Genomic DNA, 17317 nt, shown 5'->3' with positions numbered 1-17317 from the left:
CTGCGCCGCGATGTTTCAACGTCCCCTGAGGGGCGGTTCACGACGGTGAGGCATCCTCGGTGTGACTCGACGGGAACTCCACGTCCACGACCCCCTCGACGGCCCGGATCAGCCGTGCTGCCACGGGCACCAGGGACGCATCCCGGATATGGCCGCTGAGCGTCACGACACCGTCCCGGACCGAGACGCGTGCGGATGACGCCGGGGTGGGGAAGAGGTACGACACCACCTCGCGACGGACTTCGCGTGCGCCATGGTCACCGCGCCGGCCTTCGCGAGGTCGGACAGCCGGCGCAGCTGGGTGATGGGGGCCCCCGGGGGGTCGGGGTCGCTGTCGCGGAACTCCTCCTTGGGCAACAGGTCGGCCTCGGACACCACCCCGACGACACGGCCCTCGCCCTTCAGGACGGGCAGGGCGCTGACCTTCCAGTCGTGCATCATCCGCACGATCTCCTTGAAGGCGGAGTGCCGTACATGACGCCTCCCCTGGCGCTGTCACTTCGACTCGGCGCGATCACAGGAGGCTGCCGCTGCCGTAGGGGGCGTACAGGTCCAGCAACCGGGCGCGGGACGAGCGCAGGCGGTGAGCGAGGACGTTCCCCACCCACTGGGCGACGCTCGCGCCGAGCGCGGGGTCGTCCCGGCACATCGAGCGGACTGCGGTGGCGTCGAACTCGTAGGCGCGCACCGGGCTGGTCGCCTCGGCGCCCATATGCCAGCTGTGCGGGGCGAACAGCCAGGACCAGCCGAGGAGTTGGTTGTGGTCGAGGGTCTCGATGACGGCCGCGCGGCGGCCGGGCACGTGCATGTCCAGGGCGACGGTGCCGGTACGGATGATCCAGAACCGATCCGCCTTGCCGCCTTCCTCGAAGAGGCGGGCGCCCTGCGGGAACGACACCTCCCGGGCGAAGCGCATCAACCGATGACGGTGCTCGGCCGGCAGTGCCCGCAGCATGCCGGCCGTGGCGGGAGCGTTCATGACGTGCCTCCAGTCAGAGCGTACGAACCTGCCATGTCCAGCGTGTTCCCGTGCCTGCTCCTGGGCCATGGGCCACCCGGCCCCATTGCCGGGCCGCCCGGTACCCCGTGAGAGCCCAAGGGCCCCTGGCCCGGGAACGGGCCGGGGCGGTTCGATGAAGACGAGAGACAACCCGTTGGAAGGGGGTGCTCATCGTGGGTACGTCACCGACCCCGGAGTTCTGGCGGCTGTTCGCCGTCCTCCTGGTGATCTCTACGGCGGTCACCTTCGTGCTCAGCGCCGCGCTCGACGCGCTGACGCTACGGGCCCAGCGGCGCGACATCGGGCACCGGCCGACGACCACGCGGATGAGCGAGGCGTCCCACGGACCCGTCCGGAGCCTGGTACGGCACTGAACCGGAGAAGCGCCGCACAAGGCCGTTCCTGGACAACGCTCGACCCAGAAGAGCACACAGGCTCAAACGGAGGAGGCAGGCAGCATGCTTCAGCACGTCACCGCAGGAGTCGACGGTTCCACCGAGAGCCTGGCGGCCGCACACTGGGCGGCCCGGGAGGCCCTGCGTCGCGGAGCCCCGTTGAGGCTGGTGCACGCGTGGGCCTGGCATCCCCGCCCGGCCGCCGCCGTACCCATGGGCACGAGCGAGCGCGAATGGGCCCAGCAGACCCTGGACCGAGCGTCCGGCAGCGTCCGGGCCGCACACCCGGGGCTGCGGATCGTCGAGCAGTTGGTGTCCGGCTCAGCGGTCGACGCCCTGCTCGCTGCGCCCGAGGAGGCACGGTTGCTGGTGCTGGGCTCCCGCGGGCTCGGCGGTGTCGCGGGCTTCCTGGTCGGATCCGTGTCCCAGCGGGTCGTGGCCAGGTCGGTGCGCCCGGTGGTGCTCGTCCGGGCGGGCGAGGCCGCCGCCGACGAACACCTTCCGGTGTCCGACGGCGTCTCGCCGGAGGAGATTCCCGGAACCCCGTACCGCGATGTCGTCCTGGGGCTGGACACCCGGCGCCCCTGCGACGAGCTGATCGAGTTCGCCTTCGAGTTCGCCGGGCGCTACGGCGCCGCACTGCGCGTGATCCACGCCTTCAGCGTTCCGTCATCCGACGGCGCCGACCTGCACGCGGTCACAGGGGCAGGGCCGGAGTTTCTGGCGGTGCAGGAACGCGCCGTCGTCGCGACGCTGCGTCCGTGGTGCGAGAAGTTCCCCGAGGTCTCCGTGACCGAGACCGTCTCCGAAGACAGGGCGGCCACCGCGCTGGTGCGCGCGTCGTCCGGTGCCTCCCTCGTCGTCGTGGGGCGCCGCATCCGGGACGGCCACCTCGGCACGCACATCGGTCCCGTGACGCACGCGGCGCTGCACCATGTCCGCTGCCCCGTCGCCGTCGTACCGCACACCTGAACCGGTCCCCACGATGCCCCCATCGGCGCCGCCCGACCACCGCACGCCCGGACCGTGAACTGCTCGACACCTGCGGCCTCGACGGGCCGGAGCTCACCGACAACGGAATGCACACCACCAAGGCCGTGCTGGTCGCCACACTGGAGGACTGAACCGTGCGCATCGTCATCGCCCTCGGCGGCAACGCCCTGCTGCGCCGGGGTGATCGCCCCGACGCGGCCATACAGCAGGCGAACGTCGACCGGGTGGCCACTGCCGTCGCCGCCCTCGCCCTCGAACACGAGATCGTCATCACCCATGGCAACGAGCCGCAGATCGGCCTGCTCGCCATGGAGAGCGCGGCCGACCCGGTCCTGACCGCTCCCTTCCCGCTCGACCTGCTCGGCGCCCAGACCGAGGGCCTGATCGGCTCGCTTCTGGTCCGGGCCCTGCACGACACGCTTCCCGGACGCAAGATCGCCGCACTCGTCACCCACACCCTGGTACGGGGCGACGATCCGGCGTTCGCGCGGCCCACGAAGCGCGTCGGCCCCGTGTATCCCCGGGACGTCGCCCACTCCCTCGCGCGAAGGCGGGGCTGGCACATCGCCAAGGACGCCACCGGGTGGCGTCAGGTCGTCGCCTCACCCACGCCTGAGGGGATCGTGGAGACCGAGACCATCCATGACCTGCTCACCTGCGGCGCGCTGGTCATCTGCGCCGGCGGCGGAGGCGTTCCCGTCACCGCCGACCACGACACCGGCGCGCTGACCGGGGTCGAGGCGGTCGTCGACAAGGACCTCACGGCCGCCCTGCTCGCCGAGGAACTCAAGGCCGACTTCCTGCTCATCCTCACCGACGTACCGAACGTCTACGCCGACTACGGCACCCGGCACCAGCAGTCCGTCCTCGACGTCACCCCCGACGATCTGCGGCGCGGCCCCTTCCCCGAGGACTCGATGGGCCCCAAGACGGAGGCCGCCGCCCGGTTCGTCGAACGCACGGGCGGGCTGGCCGCCATCGGCGCCCTCGACGCCGCGTACGAGATCGTCCACGGGCGGTCGGGGACCCTCGTGCGCTCTGACCTGGCCGTCGGCTGAGAGCCGCCGACGCGAAGGGGTGGGGCGCCGGAACGGTTCTTCCCCCCGCCTTCGCAGCGATCGGGGTTACTACGGAGGCGGGCCACTCGTGTGCCCGTACGGCCTGTCTGAGTTTCCGTGGCTCAGCGTGGATCAACCGGTCCTGTGTCCCCGCTGCGGGCTGGCCAGGTCCCACGCCCTGCCCCACTGCCCGATACGCCGCCGGTCGAGTCCTACCGCGCGAGGGCTCCGGCGCCGAAGGCGTGCGCGGCCCCGGTGGCCAGGGCGCCGGCTCCGACGGGCGCTTCCGTGGGAGTCGGCGGCTCGACGGGGTCTCGTCGGCGTCTGTCCAGCGGACTGGCGACGCCAAGCAGGTGCGGTCGATGAAGGCCGTGGTACGCAAGTCCAGGACCGGATCGGGTGCCGGCCGGCGGCGAGGTCCTCCAGCCGGGCCCTGAGGGACGGCGCAGTGAAGATGTCGATCTCGCCCACCCAGCTCCACGACGGTGGTTTCACCGACGCGAACCGGACCTGGTCCGAGGAGACAGGCAAGGCGCGCCGCGGGTGGGCCGATCGGCCCACCCGCCCGGTCCCGCGAGGCCCGTCAGGCGTAGCGACGCGGCCGAGCATTCCCCGAACACCGCGGACAGGCCGGCCGTGCGGCCCATCGACCGTGGTGCTGCGCGGGTCGTTCTCCGTCTCGGCAGGGACCCATGGCCCCTCATCCTCGGGCCTCGTCCGGCGCAGGGTGGAGGAACGCAATGCCGCTGTACCAGGTGAGAGACGGGCTGGCTGATGGACCCCAATGACGGTTTCCGCGAACTCGGGCGGCAGGAGTGCCTGCGGCTGATGGCCAAGGCGTCCATCGGCCGCATTGTCTACACGCGCCGCGCCCTGCCCGCCGTGCTGCCGATCAACTTCACCCTGGACGGCGACGGCACGGTCCTGCTGCGTACCTCCGCAGCCTCGGAACTGGTCCGCGCGATCGACGACACGGTGGTCGCCTTCGAGGCCGACGACGTCGATGTGGCCCGCCACTCCGGCTGGAGCGTTGTCGTCACGGGCACGGCCACAGTGGTGACCGACCCGGCCGAGCATGAACGCCTGGCCCGCACCGGCCCGGCCTCCTGGGTACCCGCGCCGCAGGAGGTCTTCGTCCGCATCGAGGCCGAACTGGTCACCGGACGGGAGCTCGTCGCCGGACGAACCCTGTACGGGGTAGATCTCCCCGCCTGAAGGTCCTCCTCCCTTTTCCTGTTGCTTCTCGTCGGCCGGAGCCGTACGGCCCGACGAGATGGGGCCATACGGCACGCCGCCGGGTTCCGGCGGCCTCTGCCCGCGGCGTCCGCGGACGACGAGCATCTCCGTGGAGCAGAAGGGAACAGGACAATGACTGAGCATCATGTGGCTGTTGGAGTGGACGGCTCATTGGTCGCCGTACTGGCCTTGGACCGGGCTGCCGAGGAGGCGGTGCGCCGCGGCGCCGCGTTGCGCATCGTGTACGCCGTGGCCGACCGGGACGAGGCGGGGCCGGTTCTGGCATCGGCCGCCTCGCGGGTCCACGAGCGCCATGCCGGTCTGCTGGTGGAGACCAGGGCCGTGGAGGGCGGCGCCGTGCGGGCGCTGGCACGGGAAAGCGAGAGTGCGGCCCTCACCGTCGTGGGCACCCGGGGGTTCGGCGGTGTCTCCGGCCTGCTGGCCGGATCCGTGAGCCGGCGCCTGACCGGGCACGTGCACGGTCCGCTGCTGGTCGCCCGCGGGGATCACCCTCACGACGAGGGGCGCGCGGTGCTGCTCGGCCTGGAGAGCGACGCCGATGAGGCCGCTGCTGCCTATGCCTTCCAGGAGGCGTCCCGGCGTGGGGCCCGGCTGCGTGTCGTGCACTGCGCGACACACCGGCACACCTCGCCGGAACTGGCCTCGCTGGTGGCCGCGACGAGTCCTGGCCGGCAACGCCAGGCCCAAAGCGACCGTGCGGAAGAAGCCGTGCCGCGCTTGGGTATCGCCCGGCTGCGGGAGGAGTACCCCGGGGTCGAGGTCGACAGCTGCACGGTCCGCACCGGCCCGGCCCACGCCCTGCTGGCGGGCACCCGCGAGGCGGACGTCGTGGTCATCGGCACACACCGGCGCGCGGGCCGGCCCGGTCCACCACTCGGCCCGGTCGGGCATGTCCTTCTGCACCACTCCCACTGCCCTGTGGTGCTGGTGCCGACGACCTGAAGACAGGCACAGTGGATCCGCCGGGGCGGGTGAGTGTGGGGAGGTACGGCCCCGCGTGCACCTCAGACCGAACCCCGACCCGCAAGCGTCCACGGCACCGACCTGCCTGAGGTCGCCGACTGTCCTGGGACGGCTGACCGATGCCAATGGGGCCCGGACAGCGGGCCGTTCGGCCCGCGGTCCGGGCCCTGCAGCCCCTCCGACGGGCGTCGACGACGCGGGACATTGAAGGTGCGACGAGAGTCGCCCGACATCCTGCGCGTCATACCCCTCGAAAGGGATGAGCATCATGACAGTGCACGACCACCCCCAGCGTCATACGGGATTCCGCTTCCCGTCCCTGCGCAGGGCCGGGACGGCTCCCGCCGCCGGCGAGACGACCGCCACCGCGACGGCGACCCGGGCGTACATGTTCGCCGGGCTCCGGATCCTGACCGGGTTCGTCTTCCTGTGGGCGTTCCTGGACAAGACCTTCGGCCTCGGTTACGCCACCGGTTCCGGCAAAAGCTGGATCGACGGCGGCTCGCCCACCAAGGGCTTCCTCGGCGGGGTCGCCGCCGGCCCGATGGAGTCCACCTTCCACGACTGGGCCGGGGCCGCCTGGGCGGACTGGCTGTTCATGCTCGGCCTGCTCGGCATTGGCCTCGCCCTCGTCTCCGGCATCGCGCTGCGGCTCGCCGCGGTCGCCGGCACCGGCATGATGGCGCTGATGTGGATCGCCGAGTGGCCGCCGGCCAAGCACCTGTCCGACGGCTCGGTGAGCATGTCGACCAACCCGTTCGCCGACTACCACCTCATCTACGCCATCGTCCTGATCGCGCTGGCGGTCGCGGGCGCAGGCGCCACCTGGGGACTGGGCAAGGCGTGGGCGCGGCTGCCGTTGGTCAGCCGTAACCGCTGGCTGCTCTGAGGGCCGCGCGCTCACAGGAGCGGGGCACCTCCGCCGACGGGCGGAGGTGCCCCGGTCGTTCGTTTTCAGGCAGCCGGGCGATGCCGGGGGCCCGACCGGGCCCAACGGCCCAGCAGACGAGGGACCGATGGCGAGCCCCAGGAACTCCGACAGGCCCTCCTCGTAGGCATCGCGAGCGACGAGCATCAAAAGCGAAGAAGTTCCACGTGCAGAGCGAGGGAGAGACCGGCGATGACGGCAACGGCGACAACTGGTGCCCGGGCGGCAACCGAGGCATGGCGCGGCTTCGCCGGCTTGCGCTGGCGCGACCGCATCGACGTACGCGACTTCATCCAGGCCAACTACACGCCGTACGAGGGCGACTCGACGTTCCTGGTCGGTCCGACCGAACGCACCCTCGCCGTCTGGCACAAGGTCGCTCGTCTGTTCCCCGAGGAGCGGCGCAAGGGAATCCTCGACGTCGACCCGGGCCACCCGTCCACCATCACCTCGCACCGGCCGGGCTACATCGACCGCGACCGGGAGCTGATCGTCGGCCTGCAGACCGATGCCCCGCTGCGGCGGGCCATCATGCCCAACGGCGGTCTGCGGATGGTCGAGAACAGTCTGAAGGCGTACGGCTACCGGGCCGACCCCTTCGTCACCCGTGTCTTCGGCACCTACCGCAAGACCCACAACGACGGTGTCTTCGACGCCTACACGCCTGAGATGCGTGCGGCCCGCAAGGCCGGGATCATCACCGGCCTGCCGGACGCCTACGGCCGCGGCCGGATCATCGGCGACTACCGTCGGGTCGCGCTGTACGGCACGGACCGGCTGATCGAGTCCAAGCGGGCCGAGCGCGCCCTGCTGGACGCGCGGCTCTCCAGCCCGGACGTCATCCGCGACCGTGAGGAACTGGCCGAGCAGATCCGGGCGCTGGGCGAACTGACGGCGATGGCGGCCTCGTACGGCTGCGACGTCTCCCGCCCGGCCGTCACCGCCCACGAGGCCGTGCAGTGGCTCTACCTCGGCTTCCTGGCGGCGGTGAAGGAGCAGAACGGCGCCGCGATGTCGCTTGGCCGCACCTCCACGTTCCTGGACGTCTACGTGCAGCGGGACCTGGACGAGGGGACCCTCGACGAGACCCGCGCCCAGGAGCTGATCGACGACTTCGTGATCAAGCTGCGGATCGTACGGTTCCTGCGCACCCCGGAGTACGACGCGCTGTTCTCCGGCGACCCGACCTGGGTGACCGAGTCCATCGGCGGCATGGGAGGTGACGGGCGCACACTCGTCACCCGCACGTCCTTCCGCTTCCTGCAGACGCTGTACAACCTCGGCCCGGCCCCCGAGCCCAACCTGACCGTGCTGTGGTCACCCCAACTGCCCTACGGCTTCAAGGAGTTCTGCGCCCGGGTGTCCATCGACACCAGCGCCGTGCAGTACGAGTCCGACGACCTGATGCGCCCGCGCACCGGCGACGACACCGCGATCGCCTGCTGCGTCTCGGCGATGACGGTGGGCCGGCAGATGCAGTTCTTCGGGGCCCGCGTCAACCTCGCCAAGGCGCTGCTGTACGCGATCAACGGCGGCCGCGACGAGATGACCGGCGAGCAGATCGCGCCCGAGGCGCCCGCGCTGACCGGTGAGTACCTGGAGTACGGGGAGCTGTCGGCCGCGTACGACCGCATGCTGGACTGGCTGGCGGCCACCTACGTCAACACCCTCAACGTCATCCACTACATGCACGACAAGTACGCCTACGAACGCATCGAGATGGCGCTGCACAACCACCCGGTGTATCGCTACATGGCCTGCGGTATCGCCGGACTCTCGGTGGCCGCCGACAGCCTCTCCGCCGTCAAGTACGGCCGGGTGAAGGTGATCCGGGACGACACGGGCCTGGCCGTCGACTACGAGATCGAGGGCGACTTCCCGGCGTACGGCAACAACGACGACCGTGTCGACTCCATCGCCGTCGACCTCGTGAAGTCCTTCATGGCGAAGGTCCGTTGCCACCCCACCTACCGTAACGCCGAGCACACCCAGTCGGTGCTGACCATCACCTCCAACGTGGTGTACGGCAAGCACACGGGCAACACCCCCGACGGCCGGCGTGCCGGACAGCCCTTCGCGCCCGGCGCCAACCCGATGAACGGCCGTGACCGGCACGGAGTGGCCGCCTCCGCGCTGTCGGTGGCGAAGCTGCCCTACGAGGAGGCCCGGGACGGCATCTCGCTGACCACGACGATCACCCCGGAGGGGCTGGGGCACCACCCCGACGAGCGGCCGGGCCACCTGGTGGGCATCCTCGACGCCTATACGGCCTCGGGCGGCTTCCACATGAACGTCAACGTCCTGGACCGGGCGACCCTGGAGGACGCCATGGAACACCCGGAGAAGTACCCGGAGTTGACGATCCGGGTCTCGGGGTACGCCGTCAACTTCGTCCGCCTGACCCGCGAGCAGCAGCTCGACGTGATCAGCCGTACCTTCCACGGATCGCTGTGAGCACCTCGGTCGCACCGGTGACGGGCCGGATCCACTCCTGGGACCTGTCCACGGGAGTGGACGGTCCCGGGACCCGGTTCGTGCTGTTCCTCAGCGGCTGCCCCCTGCGCTGCCTGTACTGCGCCAACCCCGACACCTGGCACATGCGCGACGGGAAACAGACCACGGTCGACGAGGTGATGGCCGAGATCGAGAAGTACCGGCCCTTCATCACCGTCGCCGGCGGGGGGGGAGTGACGCTCACCGGCGGCGAGGCCCTGCTGCAGCCCGAGTTCACGGCCTCGGTCTTCCGCCGCTGCAAGGAACTCGGTCTGCACACCGCCCTGGACACCTCCGGTTTCCTCGGCGCCCGCGCCACCGACGAGCTGCTCGCCGACACCGACCTGGTCCTGCTGGACATCAAGTCCTTCGACGGCCGGACCTACCGGAGGCTGACCGGCGGCGACCTTTCCCCGACCCTCGACTTCGCCACCCGCCTGGACCGGCTCGGCGTCCCGGTGTGGATTCGCTACGTCCTCGTGCCCGGCTGGACCGACGACCCGGCGGCCGTCGACGGCCTCGCCGGGTTCCTCGCCGGGCTGGGCAACGTCGACCGGGTGGACGTCCTGCCGTTCCACAAGCTAGGCGCCCACAAGTACGACGCGCTCGGCATCCCCTTCCCGCTGCGCGACACACCCACGCCGGATCCGGACCTGACGGAGCGGGTGCGCGAGCAGTTCCGTGAGCACTGCCTGCGGGCGGTGTGACGCGCTGAGCGGCCCGGAACCCCGGGCTGCTGCACGTGCTCAGTACCGGGATGCCGGCCAAGTACAGGGCACGGCCACGAGGACGCCGACATCCAACAGCACGCCGACACTGAGCCATGCGTCGAACCAGATCGCCTTGAGAACAAGCCCACTTGCGGCCCCGACCAGAGCCGCGGTGGGCCACCAGCTGGTGGCCGGCAGCCACCACTTCACCAGCACCAGGCCGCGAGAGAGGTGTGTGGGGTGGTCGATGTCCAGCCGGGCCGGGTAGTCGGGTTCCTCGCCCAGGCTGAAGGGCGCGGGTAGCGGTCGGTGCCCAGGGCGCCGTACGAGTAGTAGGCGACGCGCCAACTCCCGCGCAGGACACCGAGGTCGAAGTCGGCTTCGTTCCGTCAGAGCGACGGATGGTGCGACGGGGCGGCCATCCGGCCGCTTCTCATGGGCACTGCCGCCCCGCCGTGTGAGGGCCCGCACCCGCTGCCCGGAGCAGCGACGACGCCCCCGTGATCAGCACTCGTCGGTCAGCCCAGGGGGAGCCGGGCGACGACGTACTCGGTGAGGTCGAGGAGCCGGTTGGTGTAGCCCCACTCGTTGTCGTACCAGCCGAACACCTTGACCAGGTTCCCGTGGGCCTGGGTGAGCGGGGCGTCGAAGACGCAGGAGGCGGGGTCGCCGACGACGTCGCGGGAGACGATCGGGGCGTCGGACACCCGCAGGATGCCCTTCAGAGGCCCGTCGGCTGCCTCCCGGAAGGCGGCGTTGATCTCGTCGACGGTCACCTCCCGGTCGAGTAGGAGGGTCAGGTCGGTCAGGGAGCCGTCCTCGACGGGAACGCGGACCGCGAGGCCGTCGAGGGTGCCGGCCAGCTCCGGCAGGACCAGGCCCACCGCACGGGCCGCTCCTGTGCTGGTCGGGATGATGTTCACCGCGGCCGTGCGGCCCCGCCGCAGGTCCTTGTGCGGGCCGTCCAGGACGACCTGGTCGTTGGTGTAGCCGTGGATGGTGGTCATCAGGCCCTTGTCGATGCCGAAGGCGTCGTCGAGGACCTTCACCATCGGGGCCACGCAGTTGGTGGTGCACGAGGCGTTCGAGACGACGTGGTCGCTGTCCGGGTCGTAGGTGGCCTCGTTGACGCCCATGACGATGGTGGCGTCAACTCCCTTGCCCGGCACGGACAGCAGCACCTTGCGGGCGCCGCCCTTCAGATGCAGTCCGGCGTCCTCGCGGCTGCGGAAGCGTCCGGTGGACTCGATGACGACGTCCACGCCGAGGCCGGCCCAGTCCAGGGCGGCGGGGTCGCGCTCGGCGGTCACGGCGATGCGGTGGCCGTCGACCGTGATCGAGGTGCCGTCGTGCTCGACCGTGCGGTGCAGCCTGCCGTACGTCGAGTCGTACTCCAGCAGATGGGCGAGCGCCGCCGGGGAGGTGAGGTCGTTGACCGCCACCACCTCGACCGGTGTGCCGGCCGCTGTCTCCGCGCGCTCCAGCACGAGCCGCAGGTAGTTGCGTCCGATGCGGCCGAAGCCGTTGATTCCCACGCGCACGCCCATGTCCGTCGTCCTCCCGATCGATCCGCGTCCGTGTCGCTGCCAGCCTGCTGGCCGGGGACGGGATCGTGCTTGGGCCGGACGGGGACGAGCCGGGGGGACGTTCGGTCCAGCGGCTCGCCGCGGGCTTCAGCGCCCCTGTGGCTTGGCCCGGTCCTGGGCCTGGGCCTGGGTGGCGATGACCGCGGCCTGGATGCGCCGCTCCACACCGAGCTTGGCCAGCAGCCGGGAGATGTGGTTCTTCACCGTCTTCTCCGCGAGGTAGAGCCGCTGGCCGATCTGGCGGTTGGTCAGTCCCTCGCCGATCAGGGCCAGGATCTCCCGCTCCCGGTCCGTCAGACCGGGGAGGGCGTCGGGCTCGGGTTCCGGCTCCTGGCCCTGGCGCAGCCGGGCCATCAGCCTGGCGGTGGCGCTGGGGTCGAGCAGGGACTGGCCGGCGGCGACCGTGCGGACGGCCGAGACAAGGTCCGAGCCCTTGATCTGCTTCAGGACGTACCCGGACGCCCCCGCCATGATCGAGTCCAGCAGGGCTTCCTCGTCGTCGAACGAGGTCAGCATCAGGCAGGCCAACTCCGGCATCTGCGAGCGCAGTTCGCGGCACACGGTCACGCCGTCGCCGTCGGGCAGGCGGACGTCGAGCACGGCCACCTGCGGGCGCAGCGCGGGCACGCGGATCAGGGCCTGCTCGACAGTGGCGGCCTCGCCGACGACGGTGATGTCCGGCTCGTCGTTCAGCAGGTCGTGCACCCCGCGCCGTACCACCTCGTGGTCGTCCAGCAGGAAGACCCGGATCGGGTTGTCCGGGCCGGGCTGCGCGCCGTCCGCCATTGGATGCTCCTTGTTCTGCGCTGTCTGAATCCTGCACCGGGTTCTGCACCGGGCTGTCGCCCACGGGGTGTAACCAGTCCTTGCCTATTGCAGATCTTGCGCGATCCGGGGCCAAAGGGCCAGGGCCGTTCGGCCCTACCGACTTCTGCGCCCCGCCTTCCCCCGGGGGCCCGAGCGGATCGCCTACGCGGACCGGCAGCGGCCGGGCAGTGGATCTGCTCGGCAGGCTCGAATCCATGGGAGCGGGCAACATCTCCAGGTCTCGGTCATGCGCGTGGTCGGCCTGGGGGCACGCCTCCGACGTCGCACCGACCGCCGCGAGAGGCGGGCGTGGTGTGGTGGTCGGCGACGCCGGGCGCTCTCCCGTGTTCCCGGCCCGCGCGGCCGTCCCAGATGGCGTCGGATCAGCAGGAGGCATCCCGCGTCGGCGCGCCCCGCTCGGCTCAAGGGGTCCGTCTCCGCGTTGCTCGGGGCCGATCGGCCCCCTCTCCGAGGACGTCCAGGACCTGCCGCCGCGCCGGGACGGAGCCGACGCTGAATTCGCACCGCACCGCACTGCACCGCACAGTCAGCCCTTGAGGAGCATGTGATGAAGGCAGCAGTCGTCCGATCCTTCGGCCAGCCGCTGGTGATCGAGGAACGGCCGGATCCGGAGCCCGGCCCCGGCCAGGTCCGCATCCGCGTGGAGGCGTCCGGGCTGTGCCACACCGACATCCACGCCGCGCACGGCGACTGGCCTGTCAAGCCCACCCCGCCCTTCGTGCCCGGCCATGAGGGCGTCGGCCTCGTCGAGGCCCTCGGCGAGGGCGTGACCCACCTGGAGATCGGACAGCGGGTGGCCGTGCCCTGGCTGGGCTGGGCCTGCGGGCGGTGCGAGCACTGCCTGTCCGGCTGGGAGACCCTGTGCGAGCAGCAGATCAACACCGGCTACGGCGTGGACGGCGGCTACGCCGAGAAGATGCTCGCCCCGGCCGACTTCGCCGCTCTGGTCCCCGACGGCATCGACCCGCGCGACGCCGCCCCGCTGACCTGCGCCGGCGTGACCACGTACAAGGCCCTCAAGGTCGCCGGTGTCCGTCCCACCCAGCTGGTGGCGATCTCCGGCATCGGCGGGCTCGGCCACCTGGCCGTGCAGTACGCGAAGATCGCCGGCGCCACCGTCGCCGCGATCGACGTCACCGACGACAAGCTCGACCTCGCCCGCGAGCTCGGCGCCGACATCCTCATCGACGCCCGCAAGGAAGACCCGGCGAAGGTGCTCAAGCAGCACGGCGGTGCCCACGCCGCCATCGCGCTCGCCGTCAACGAGCAGGCGTTCGCCTCCGTCTACGGCGGACTGCGGCGCGGCGGCAAACTGGTCATGGTCGCGCTGCCCGCCGGCGGAACCATCCAGTTGCCGATCTTCGACACCGTTCTGAACGGCACCTCCGTCATCGGCTCCATCGTCGGCACTCGCCAGGACCTCGACGAGGTCTTCCAGCTCCACGCCGCCGGACGCACCAAGGTCATCTACGAAACCCGGCCGCTGCACACCGTCAACGACTCCATCGCCGAAGTCCTCGACGGACAGATCAAGGCACGCATCGTCTTCGAGACGTGACCCGCTCCCGCCGGCCGCCGACCGGGCGCCGACCGGGTTCAGCGCCCGCGGGCAGACCCGGTCCCGGCAGCCCCTCAGGGCCGCTGCCCTTCGTCCGCGGCGAGCGGACCGGTCAGCCGGACGGTTGCCGGCAGGCCGCGTTCGTGCGGCTCCGGCAGCCACTTCACCTCGGAGCGGCGACGAGAAGACCGACGCCACGCTCGGGAGTCGGATTCACCTGCCCGCCCGTCTGCCCGCCCCGTGCGCGCCACTGAGCCGGCGCTCTTCGCGGGAGCCGGCTGGGCCGAACGTCCCCGTGCCGTCCCGATGCGGCCCGCATGACATGCTTCCCTGCTGTCACGCTGGGAGCGGACCCCGGTCACCAAACCACCGGGCACCGATCGAAAGGACGACGGATGGAGGGCGTGAAGCCGGGCTCCGCCGGTGAGAGCAGCCCCGCTTCCGCGGGCCGGAGCCGTCCTCGGCGCGCTGCCGTCCGCGTTCCCCACGAGCGTGTCCGGCAGGCACGGATGCGCACCTCGCAGGACCGTGTCGCCGACGCGATCACCTCGTTCGCGGGGACGATGCGATTCGTCTACCTGCACGCTCTCTGGTTCACGGTTTGGATCGTGCTGAACGAGGGCCTGCTCGGGAAAGCAGAGATCTTCGACCCGTATCCCTTTGGGCTGCTCACCATGATCGTGAGCTTGGAAGCGATTTTCCTGTCGACGTTCGTCATGGTCAGCCAGAACCGGCAGGCGGCACGCGAGAACGTACGCGCCGATCTGGACTTCGAGACCAACCTGCGCTCCGAGGTGTGGTCGGTTCATATAGGAAAGGCACTGGGCCTCGACCCTCAGCAGATCGAGCAGCACGTGCAGGAGATCATCGCGCAGAGCAAGGCGGGCATGGACCTCGAGCAGCGTGGGACGCCGGTCGACCCCCAGGACCTCTGATTCCAGAAGGAGAGAACACGTGGAGGCCATCGCATACGGCGTCCTCGCGGACGAGGAGCCGCTGCTGCACGGCGCATTCACACGCGAGTTCGCGGGCCGGCATGAACTGCGCTGTCTGGGACTCTTCCTCAATCGCGACACGGCCCCCACCGCAGCCGGGCACGAGATCGTGCTCACCAGCGTCAACGACACCCTCGACGCCGAGGTCCTGCGCGCCCTGGCCACGGGCGGCACGAAGATGATCGCCCAGCGGGCCACCGGCTACAACAACATCGACCTGACCGTGGCCGGGGAAATCGGCCTGACGGTGGCCCGGGTGTCGTCCTACTCGCCCTACTCGGTCGCCGAGTTCGCCTGGGCCCTGGCGCTCGCCGTCGACCGGCGGATCGTTCGCGCCGCGCACCGCACCCGGGAGTTCGACTTCCGACTCGACGGGCTGATGGGCCGCGACCTGCACGGCCGAACGGCCGGTGTGGTGGGCACCGGCAAGATCGGGGCCGCGTTCGCGCGCATCGCCCACGGCTTCGGGATGCGGCTGCTGGGCTGGGACCTCGCCGAAAACCCGGACTGCCTGGCCCTGGGCATGCAGTACGTCGAGCGGGAGCGGCTGTTCGCCGAGGCGGACCTGGTCAGCCTGCACGTGCCACTGTTGCCGGACACCCACCACCTCCTCGACGCGCGTGCCCTGGGGCTGATGAAGGACGACGCGCTTCTGGTCAACTCCAGCCGCGGCGGCCTCGTGGACACCGACGCCCTGCTGGAAACCCTGCGCGCGGGGCGGCTCAGCGGCGTCGGCCTGGACGTGTACGAGGAGGAGGCCGGAGTGTTCTTCCTCGACAAGTCCCTGGAAGTGATGACCGACGAACGCCTCGCGCGGCTGATGACCTTCAACAACGTCCTGGTCACCTCGCACCAGGCGTACTTCACCCGGGACGCCGTCGGCCAGATCGCCGAGACGACGGTGGCCAATGTCGCGGACTACTTCGCCGGCCGAACCGGCGACAACACGCTCGTCCGGTCGCCCGCCGCCTGAGGCGCCGGACCCAGCGTGGATGGCTCTGCCGTTCGGAATCGGGGAGGTTTCCGTACCCGATGCGGTGGCAACCCGGCGATGGGCTCTGCGACGGCACCCACCCCGGCCCCGGGCGCCTGCGCGCCCATAAGATTCCGGCCGCAGAGCCTGGAACTCAATGATCACTCGACGTACTGGGGCGTCGCGCAGACGCATGGGCGGCATTCGGGGTTTCGGTTTCGCACGCCCGGCAGGTCCCATGAGGCGGACACTGGGATCAGCCGGCCGGATGCGGGCTGACCGCCACAGCCGTGTGGCGTGTCCGCCGAGCCGTCAGTGGGGTACCCGGTCAGCGGGGTCCACGTCCCGGCGGGCGCGTGCGAGGAGGATGCCATGGCATTGCGACAGCTCGATGAGAAGACGGTGACCACTTTGGTCGCCGAGGCCACCGCGGCGCCGTCCATGCACAACGCTCAGCCATGGCGTTTCCGCTTCCTGGCCGCTGACCGTCTTCTGCTGCTGTACGCCGACCTCGAGCGGGCCATGCCGCGCTCCGATCAGGGCAACCGGGCGCTGCACATCGGCTGCGGAGCGGCACTCTTCAACCTGCGCGTCTCCGCCGCGCATGCGGGCCTCAACCCGGAGGTACGGCTGCTGCCCGAGCCGCAGGATCCGCAGCTGCTCGCCGCCGTCCATCTGACCGGGGAGGCCGGGCGCGCGCCGGACGACGAGCTGGCCCGGCTGCATGCGGTGATCCGGCAGCGCCACACCAGCCGCCATCCTTTCGCGGAGAAGGACATCCCCGAGGACATCCGGACCACGCTGCAAGAAGCTGCGGCACGCGAGTCGGCCGCCCTGCTCTTCCCCGGCCCCTGGCATGCCGAGACGGTGCTCGACCTGGTCCGCGACGCGGAGAGCCGCGATGTCATGGACTCCGGCGCCCGCGAGGACCTCGTCCGCTGGACCCGGCTCGGCCCGGAGGCGGACAGCGCCGTCGACGGTGTCCCCGAGTACGCCTTCGGGCCGCGCAAGCGGGACGGCAAGGCTCCGGTACGGGACTTCTCCGGGCGCCGACCGGTGGCCGACCGCGGCACCACCACCTTCGAGTACACCCCGCACCTGGCCCTGCTGAGCACTCCCGGCGACGGGCCCGCCGACTGGCTGCGCGCCGGTCAGGCCCTGGAACGCGTGCTCCTGGAGGCAACCCTGGCCGACCTGGCCACCTCCCTCACCTCCCACGCGCTGGAGACCCCCGAACTGCGCCTGCTGGTCCGCGACCCGGGATCGGGCACGGGGCAGGTGCAGATGGTGCTGCGTCTCGGCTACGGCCCGCGAGGTCCGGCCACGCCCCGCCGCCCGGTCAGTGACGTTCTCGACATCGTGTAGCCGCAAGACCGCTTCCGTCTGACCGGGCCTTGCGATCGTTCGCAGCTGTGAGTGTTCGCTCCGCTGTCGCTTGTCCTTGGTGTGTTTGGCGCGTCCGGTCGCTGGAGACCCGCACGGAAACCAGGCGCGACTGCGTGGCCCGTTCGGACCGAGGGGTGGCCGGGGGCACTGTTGCCGCCGACGGGTCCGGTGGGGGTGTCCGCATCCACGTGAGC

General features: G+C 70.9%; 15 protein-coding genes and 2 pseudogenes. 12 read left to right on the top strand and 5 right to left on the bottom strand.

All coding sequences use genetic code 11. The features are described from left to right. Positions 1-37: 37 nt before the first annotated feature. Together M2157_RS03090 and M2157_RS03085 are read right to left on the bottom strand one after the other, a co-directional pair. Positions 38-438: pseudogene (locus M2157_RS03090) on the bottom strand (BON domain-containing protein). 76 nt (positions 439-514) lie between these two features. Continuing rightward, positions 515-979, bottom strand: coding sequence for a cyclic nucleotide-binding domain-containing protein (locus M2157_RS03085; RefSeq protein WP_280860213.1), 465 nt, complete (start codon positions 977-979; stop codon positions 515-517). A gap of 194 nt (positions 980-1173) precedes the next feature. Here M2157_RS03085 and M2157_RS03080 point away from each other — a divergent pair, with 194 nt between their 5' ends. From M2157_RS03080 to pflA, 8 genes are all read left to right on the top strand, one after another. Further along, positions 1174-1374, top strand: coding sequence for a hypothetical protein (locus M2157_RS03080; protein ID WP_280860212.1), 201 nt, complete (start codon positions 1174-1176; stop codon positions 1372-1374). 84 nt (positions 1375-1458) lie between these two features. Next, a complete protein-coding gene (locus M2157_RS03075; RefSeq protein WP_280864315.1) occupies positions 1459-2367 on the top strand; it encodes a universal stress protein in 909 nt (302 codons plus the stop codon). Positions 2368-2522: 155 nt separating this feature from the next. Further along, positions 2523-3446, top strand: a complete 924-nt coding sequence (locus M2157_RS03070; RefSeq protein ID WP_280864314.1) for a carbamate kinase — start codon at positions 2523-2525, stop codon at positions 3444-3446. A 774-nt stretch (positions 3447-4220) separates the two neighbouring features. Then, complete coding sequence (locus M2157_RS03065) at positions 4221-4661, top strand: pyridoxamine 5'-phosphate oxidase family protein (RefSeq protein ID WP_280864313.1); 441 nt, start codon at positions 4221-4223, stop codon at positions 4659-4661. A gap of 153 nt (positions 4662-4814) precedes the next feature. Continuing rightward, positions 4815-5645, top strand: a complete 831-nt coding sequence (locus M2157_RS03060; protein ID WP_280860208.1) for a universal stress protein — start codon at positions 4815-4817, stop codon at positions 5643-5645. Positions 5646-5934: 289 nt separating this feature from the next. Beyond that, positions 5935-6555: a hypothetical protein gene (locus M2157_RS03055; RefSeq protein ID WP_280864312.1), complete on the top strand. Its 621-nt coding sequence runs from the start codon at positions 5935-5937 to the stop codon at positions 6553-6555. Between the two features lie 231 nt (positions 6556-6786). After that, positions 6787-9048 carry a formate C-acetyltransferase gene (gene pflB, locus M2157_RS03050; RefSeq protein ID WP_280864311.1) on the top strand — a complete coding sequence of 754 codons (2262 nt, stop codon included), beginning with the start codon at positions 6787-6789 and terminating at the stop codon, positions 9046-9048. After that, positions 9045-9794: a pyruvate formate-lyase-activating protein gene (pflA, locus tag M2157_RS03045; RefSeq protein WP_280864310.1), complete on the top strand. Its 750-nt coding sequence runs from the start codon at positions 9045-9047 to the stop codon at positions 9792-9794. Before pflB ends, pflA begins: the two co-directional genes overlap by 4 nt. A 198-nt stretch (positions 9795-9992) precedes the next feature. Here the strand turns inward: pflA and M2157_RS03040 are convergent. The 3 genes and pseudogenes from M2157_RS03040 to M2157_RS03030 all read right to left on the bottom strand — a co-directional run. Continuing rightward, positions 9993-10174, bottom strand: a pseudogene (locus tag M2157_RS03040) (DUF4389 domain-containing protein); the annotation flags it as partial. A 141-nt stretch (positions 10175-10315) separates the two neighbouring features. Then, positions 10316-11344 carry a type I glyceraldehyde-3-phosphate dehydrogenase gene (gene gap, locus M2157_RS03035; protein ID WP_280860204.1) on the bottom strand — a complete coding sequence of 343 codons (1029 nt, stop codon included), beginning with the start codon at positions 11342-11344 and terminating at the stop codon, positions 10316-10318. A 126-nt stretch (positions 11345-11470) separates the two neighbouring features. After that, the gene (locus M2157_RS03030) at positions 11471-12169 is read right to left on the bottom strand and encodes a response regulator transcription factor (protein ID WP_280860203.1); all 699 of its coding nucleotides are present in this window, start codon (positions 12167-12169) and stop codon (positions 11471-11473) included. A gap of 589 nt (positions 12170-12758) precedes the next feature. Here M2157_RS03030 and adhP point away from each other — a divergent pair. From adhP to M2157_RS03010, 4 genes are all read left to right on the top strand, one after another. Continuing rightward, the gene (gene adhP / locus M2157_RS03025; RefSeq protein WP_280864309.1) at positions 12759-13769 is read left to right on the top strand and encodes an alcohol dehydrogenase AdhP; all 1011 of its coding nucleotides are present in this window, start codon (positions 12759-12761) and stop codon (positions 13767-13769) included. 509 nt (positions 13770-14278) lie between these two features. Continuing rightward, positions 14279-14704 carry a DUF1003 domain-containing protein gene (locus tag M2157_RS03020; RefSeq protein WP_280860201.1) on the top strand — a complete coding sequence of 142 codons (426 nt, stop codon included), beginning with the start codon at positions 14279-14281 and terminating at the stop codon, positions 14702-14704. A 19-nt stretch (positions 14705-14723) separates the two neighbouring features. After that, positions 14724-15737, top strand: coding sequence for a 2-hydroxyacid dehydrogenase (locus tag M2157_RS03015; RefSeq protein WP_280864308.1), 1014 nt, complete (start codon positions 14724-14726; stop codon positions 15735-15737). Between the two features lie 372 nt (positions 15738-16109). Continuing rightward, positions 16110-17102, top strand: coding sequence for a nitroreductase (locus M2157_RS03010; RefSeq protein ID WP_280860199.1), 993 nt, complete (start codon positions 16110-16112; stop codon positions 17100-17102). The last annotated feature ends 215 nt before the right edge of the window (positions 17103-17317 follow it).

Origin of the sequence: Streptomyces sp. SAI-127 (assembly GCF_029894425.1) — a bacterium.
Lineage (GTDB): Bacteria > Actinomycetota > Actinomycetes > Streptomycetales > Streptomycetaceae > Streptomyces.
Note: the sequence above shows the minus strand (reverse complement) of the source record. Positions and strands in the feature narration are given on the sequence as shown.

Coding starts and splice junctions, on each gene's coding strand:
- M2157_RS03085 (WP_280860213.1), bottom strand. CDS start 979: ATGAACGCTCCCGCCACGGCCGGCATGCTGCGGGCACTGCCGGCCGAG.
- M2157_RS03075 (WP_280864315.1), top strand. CDS start 1,459: ATGCTTCAGCACGTCACCGCAGGAGTCGACGGTTCCACCGAGAGCCTG.
- M2157_RS03065 (WP_280864313.1), top strand. CDS start 4,221: ATGGACCCCAATGACGGTTTCCGCGAACTCGGGCGGCAGGAGTGCCTG.
- M2157_RS03060 (WP_280860208.1), top strand. CDS start 4,815: ATGACTGAGCATCATGTGGCTGTTGGAGTGGACGGCTCATTGGTCGCC.
- M2157_RS03055 (WP_280864312.1), top strand. CDS start 5,935: ATGACAGTGCACGACCACCCCCAGCGTCATACGGGATTCCGCTTCCCG.
- pflB (WP_280864311.1), top strand. CDS start 6,787: ATGACGGCAACGGCGACAACTGGTGCCCGGGCGGCAACCGAGGCATGG.
- gap (WP_280860204.1), bottom strand. CDS start 11,344: ATGGGCGTGCGCGTGGGAATCAACGGCTTCGGCCGCATCGGACGCAAC.
- M2157_RS03030 (WP_280860203.1), bottom strand. CDS start 12,169: ATGGCGGACGGCGCGCAGCCCGGCCCGGACAACCCGATCCGGGTCTTC.
- adhP (WP_280864309.1), top strand. CDS start 12,759: ATGAAGGCAGCAGTCGTCCGATCCTTCGGCCAGCCGCTGGTGATCGAG.
- M2157_RS03020 (WP_280860201.1), top strand. CDS start 14,279: ATGCGCACCTCGCAGGACCGTGTCGCCGACGCGATCACCTCGTTCGCG.
- M2157_RS03010 (WP_280860199.1), top strand. CDS start 16,110: ATGGCATTGCGACAGCTCGATGAGAAGACGGTGACCACTTTGGTCGCC.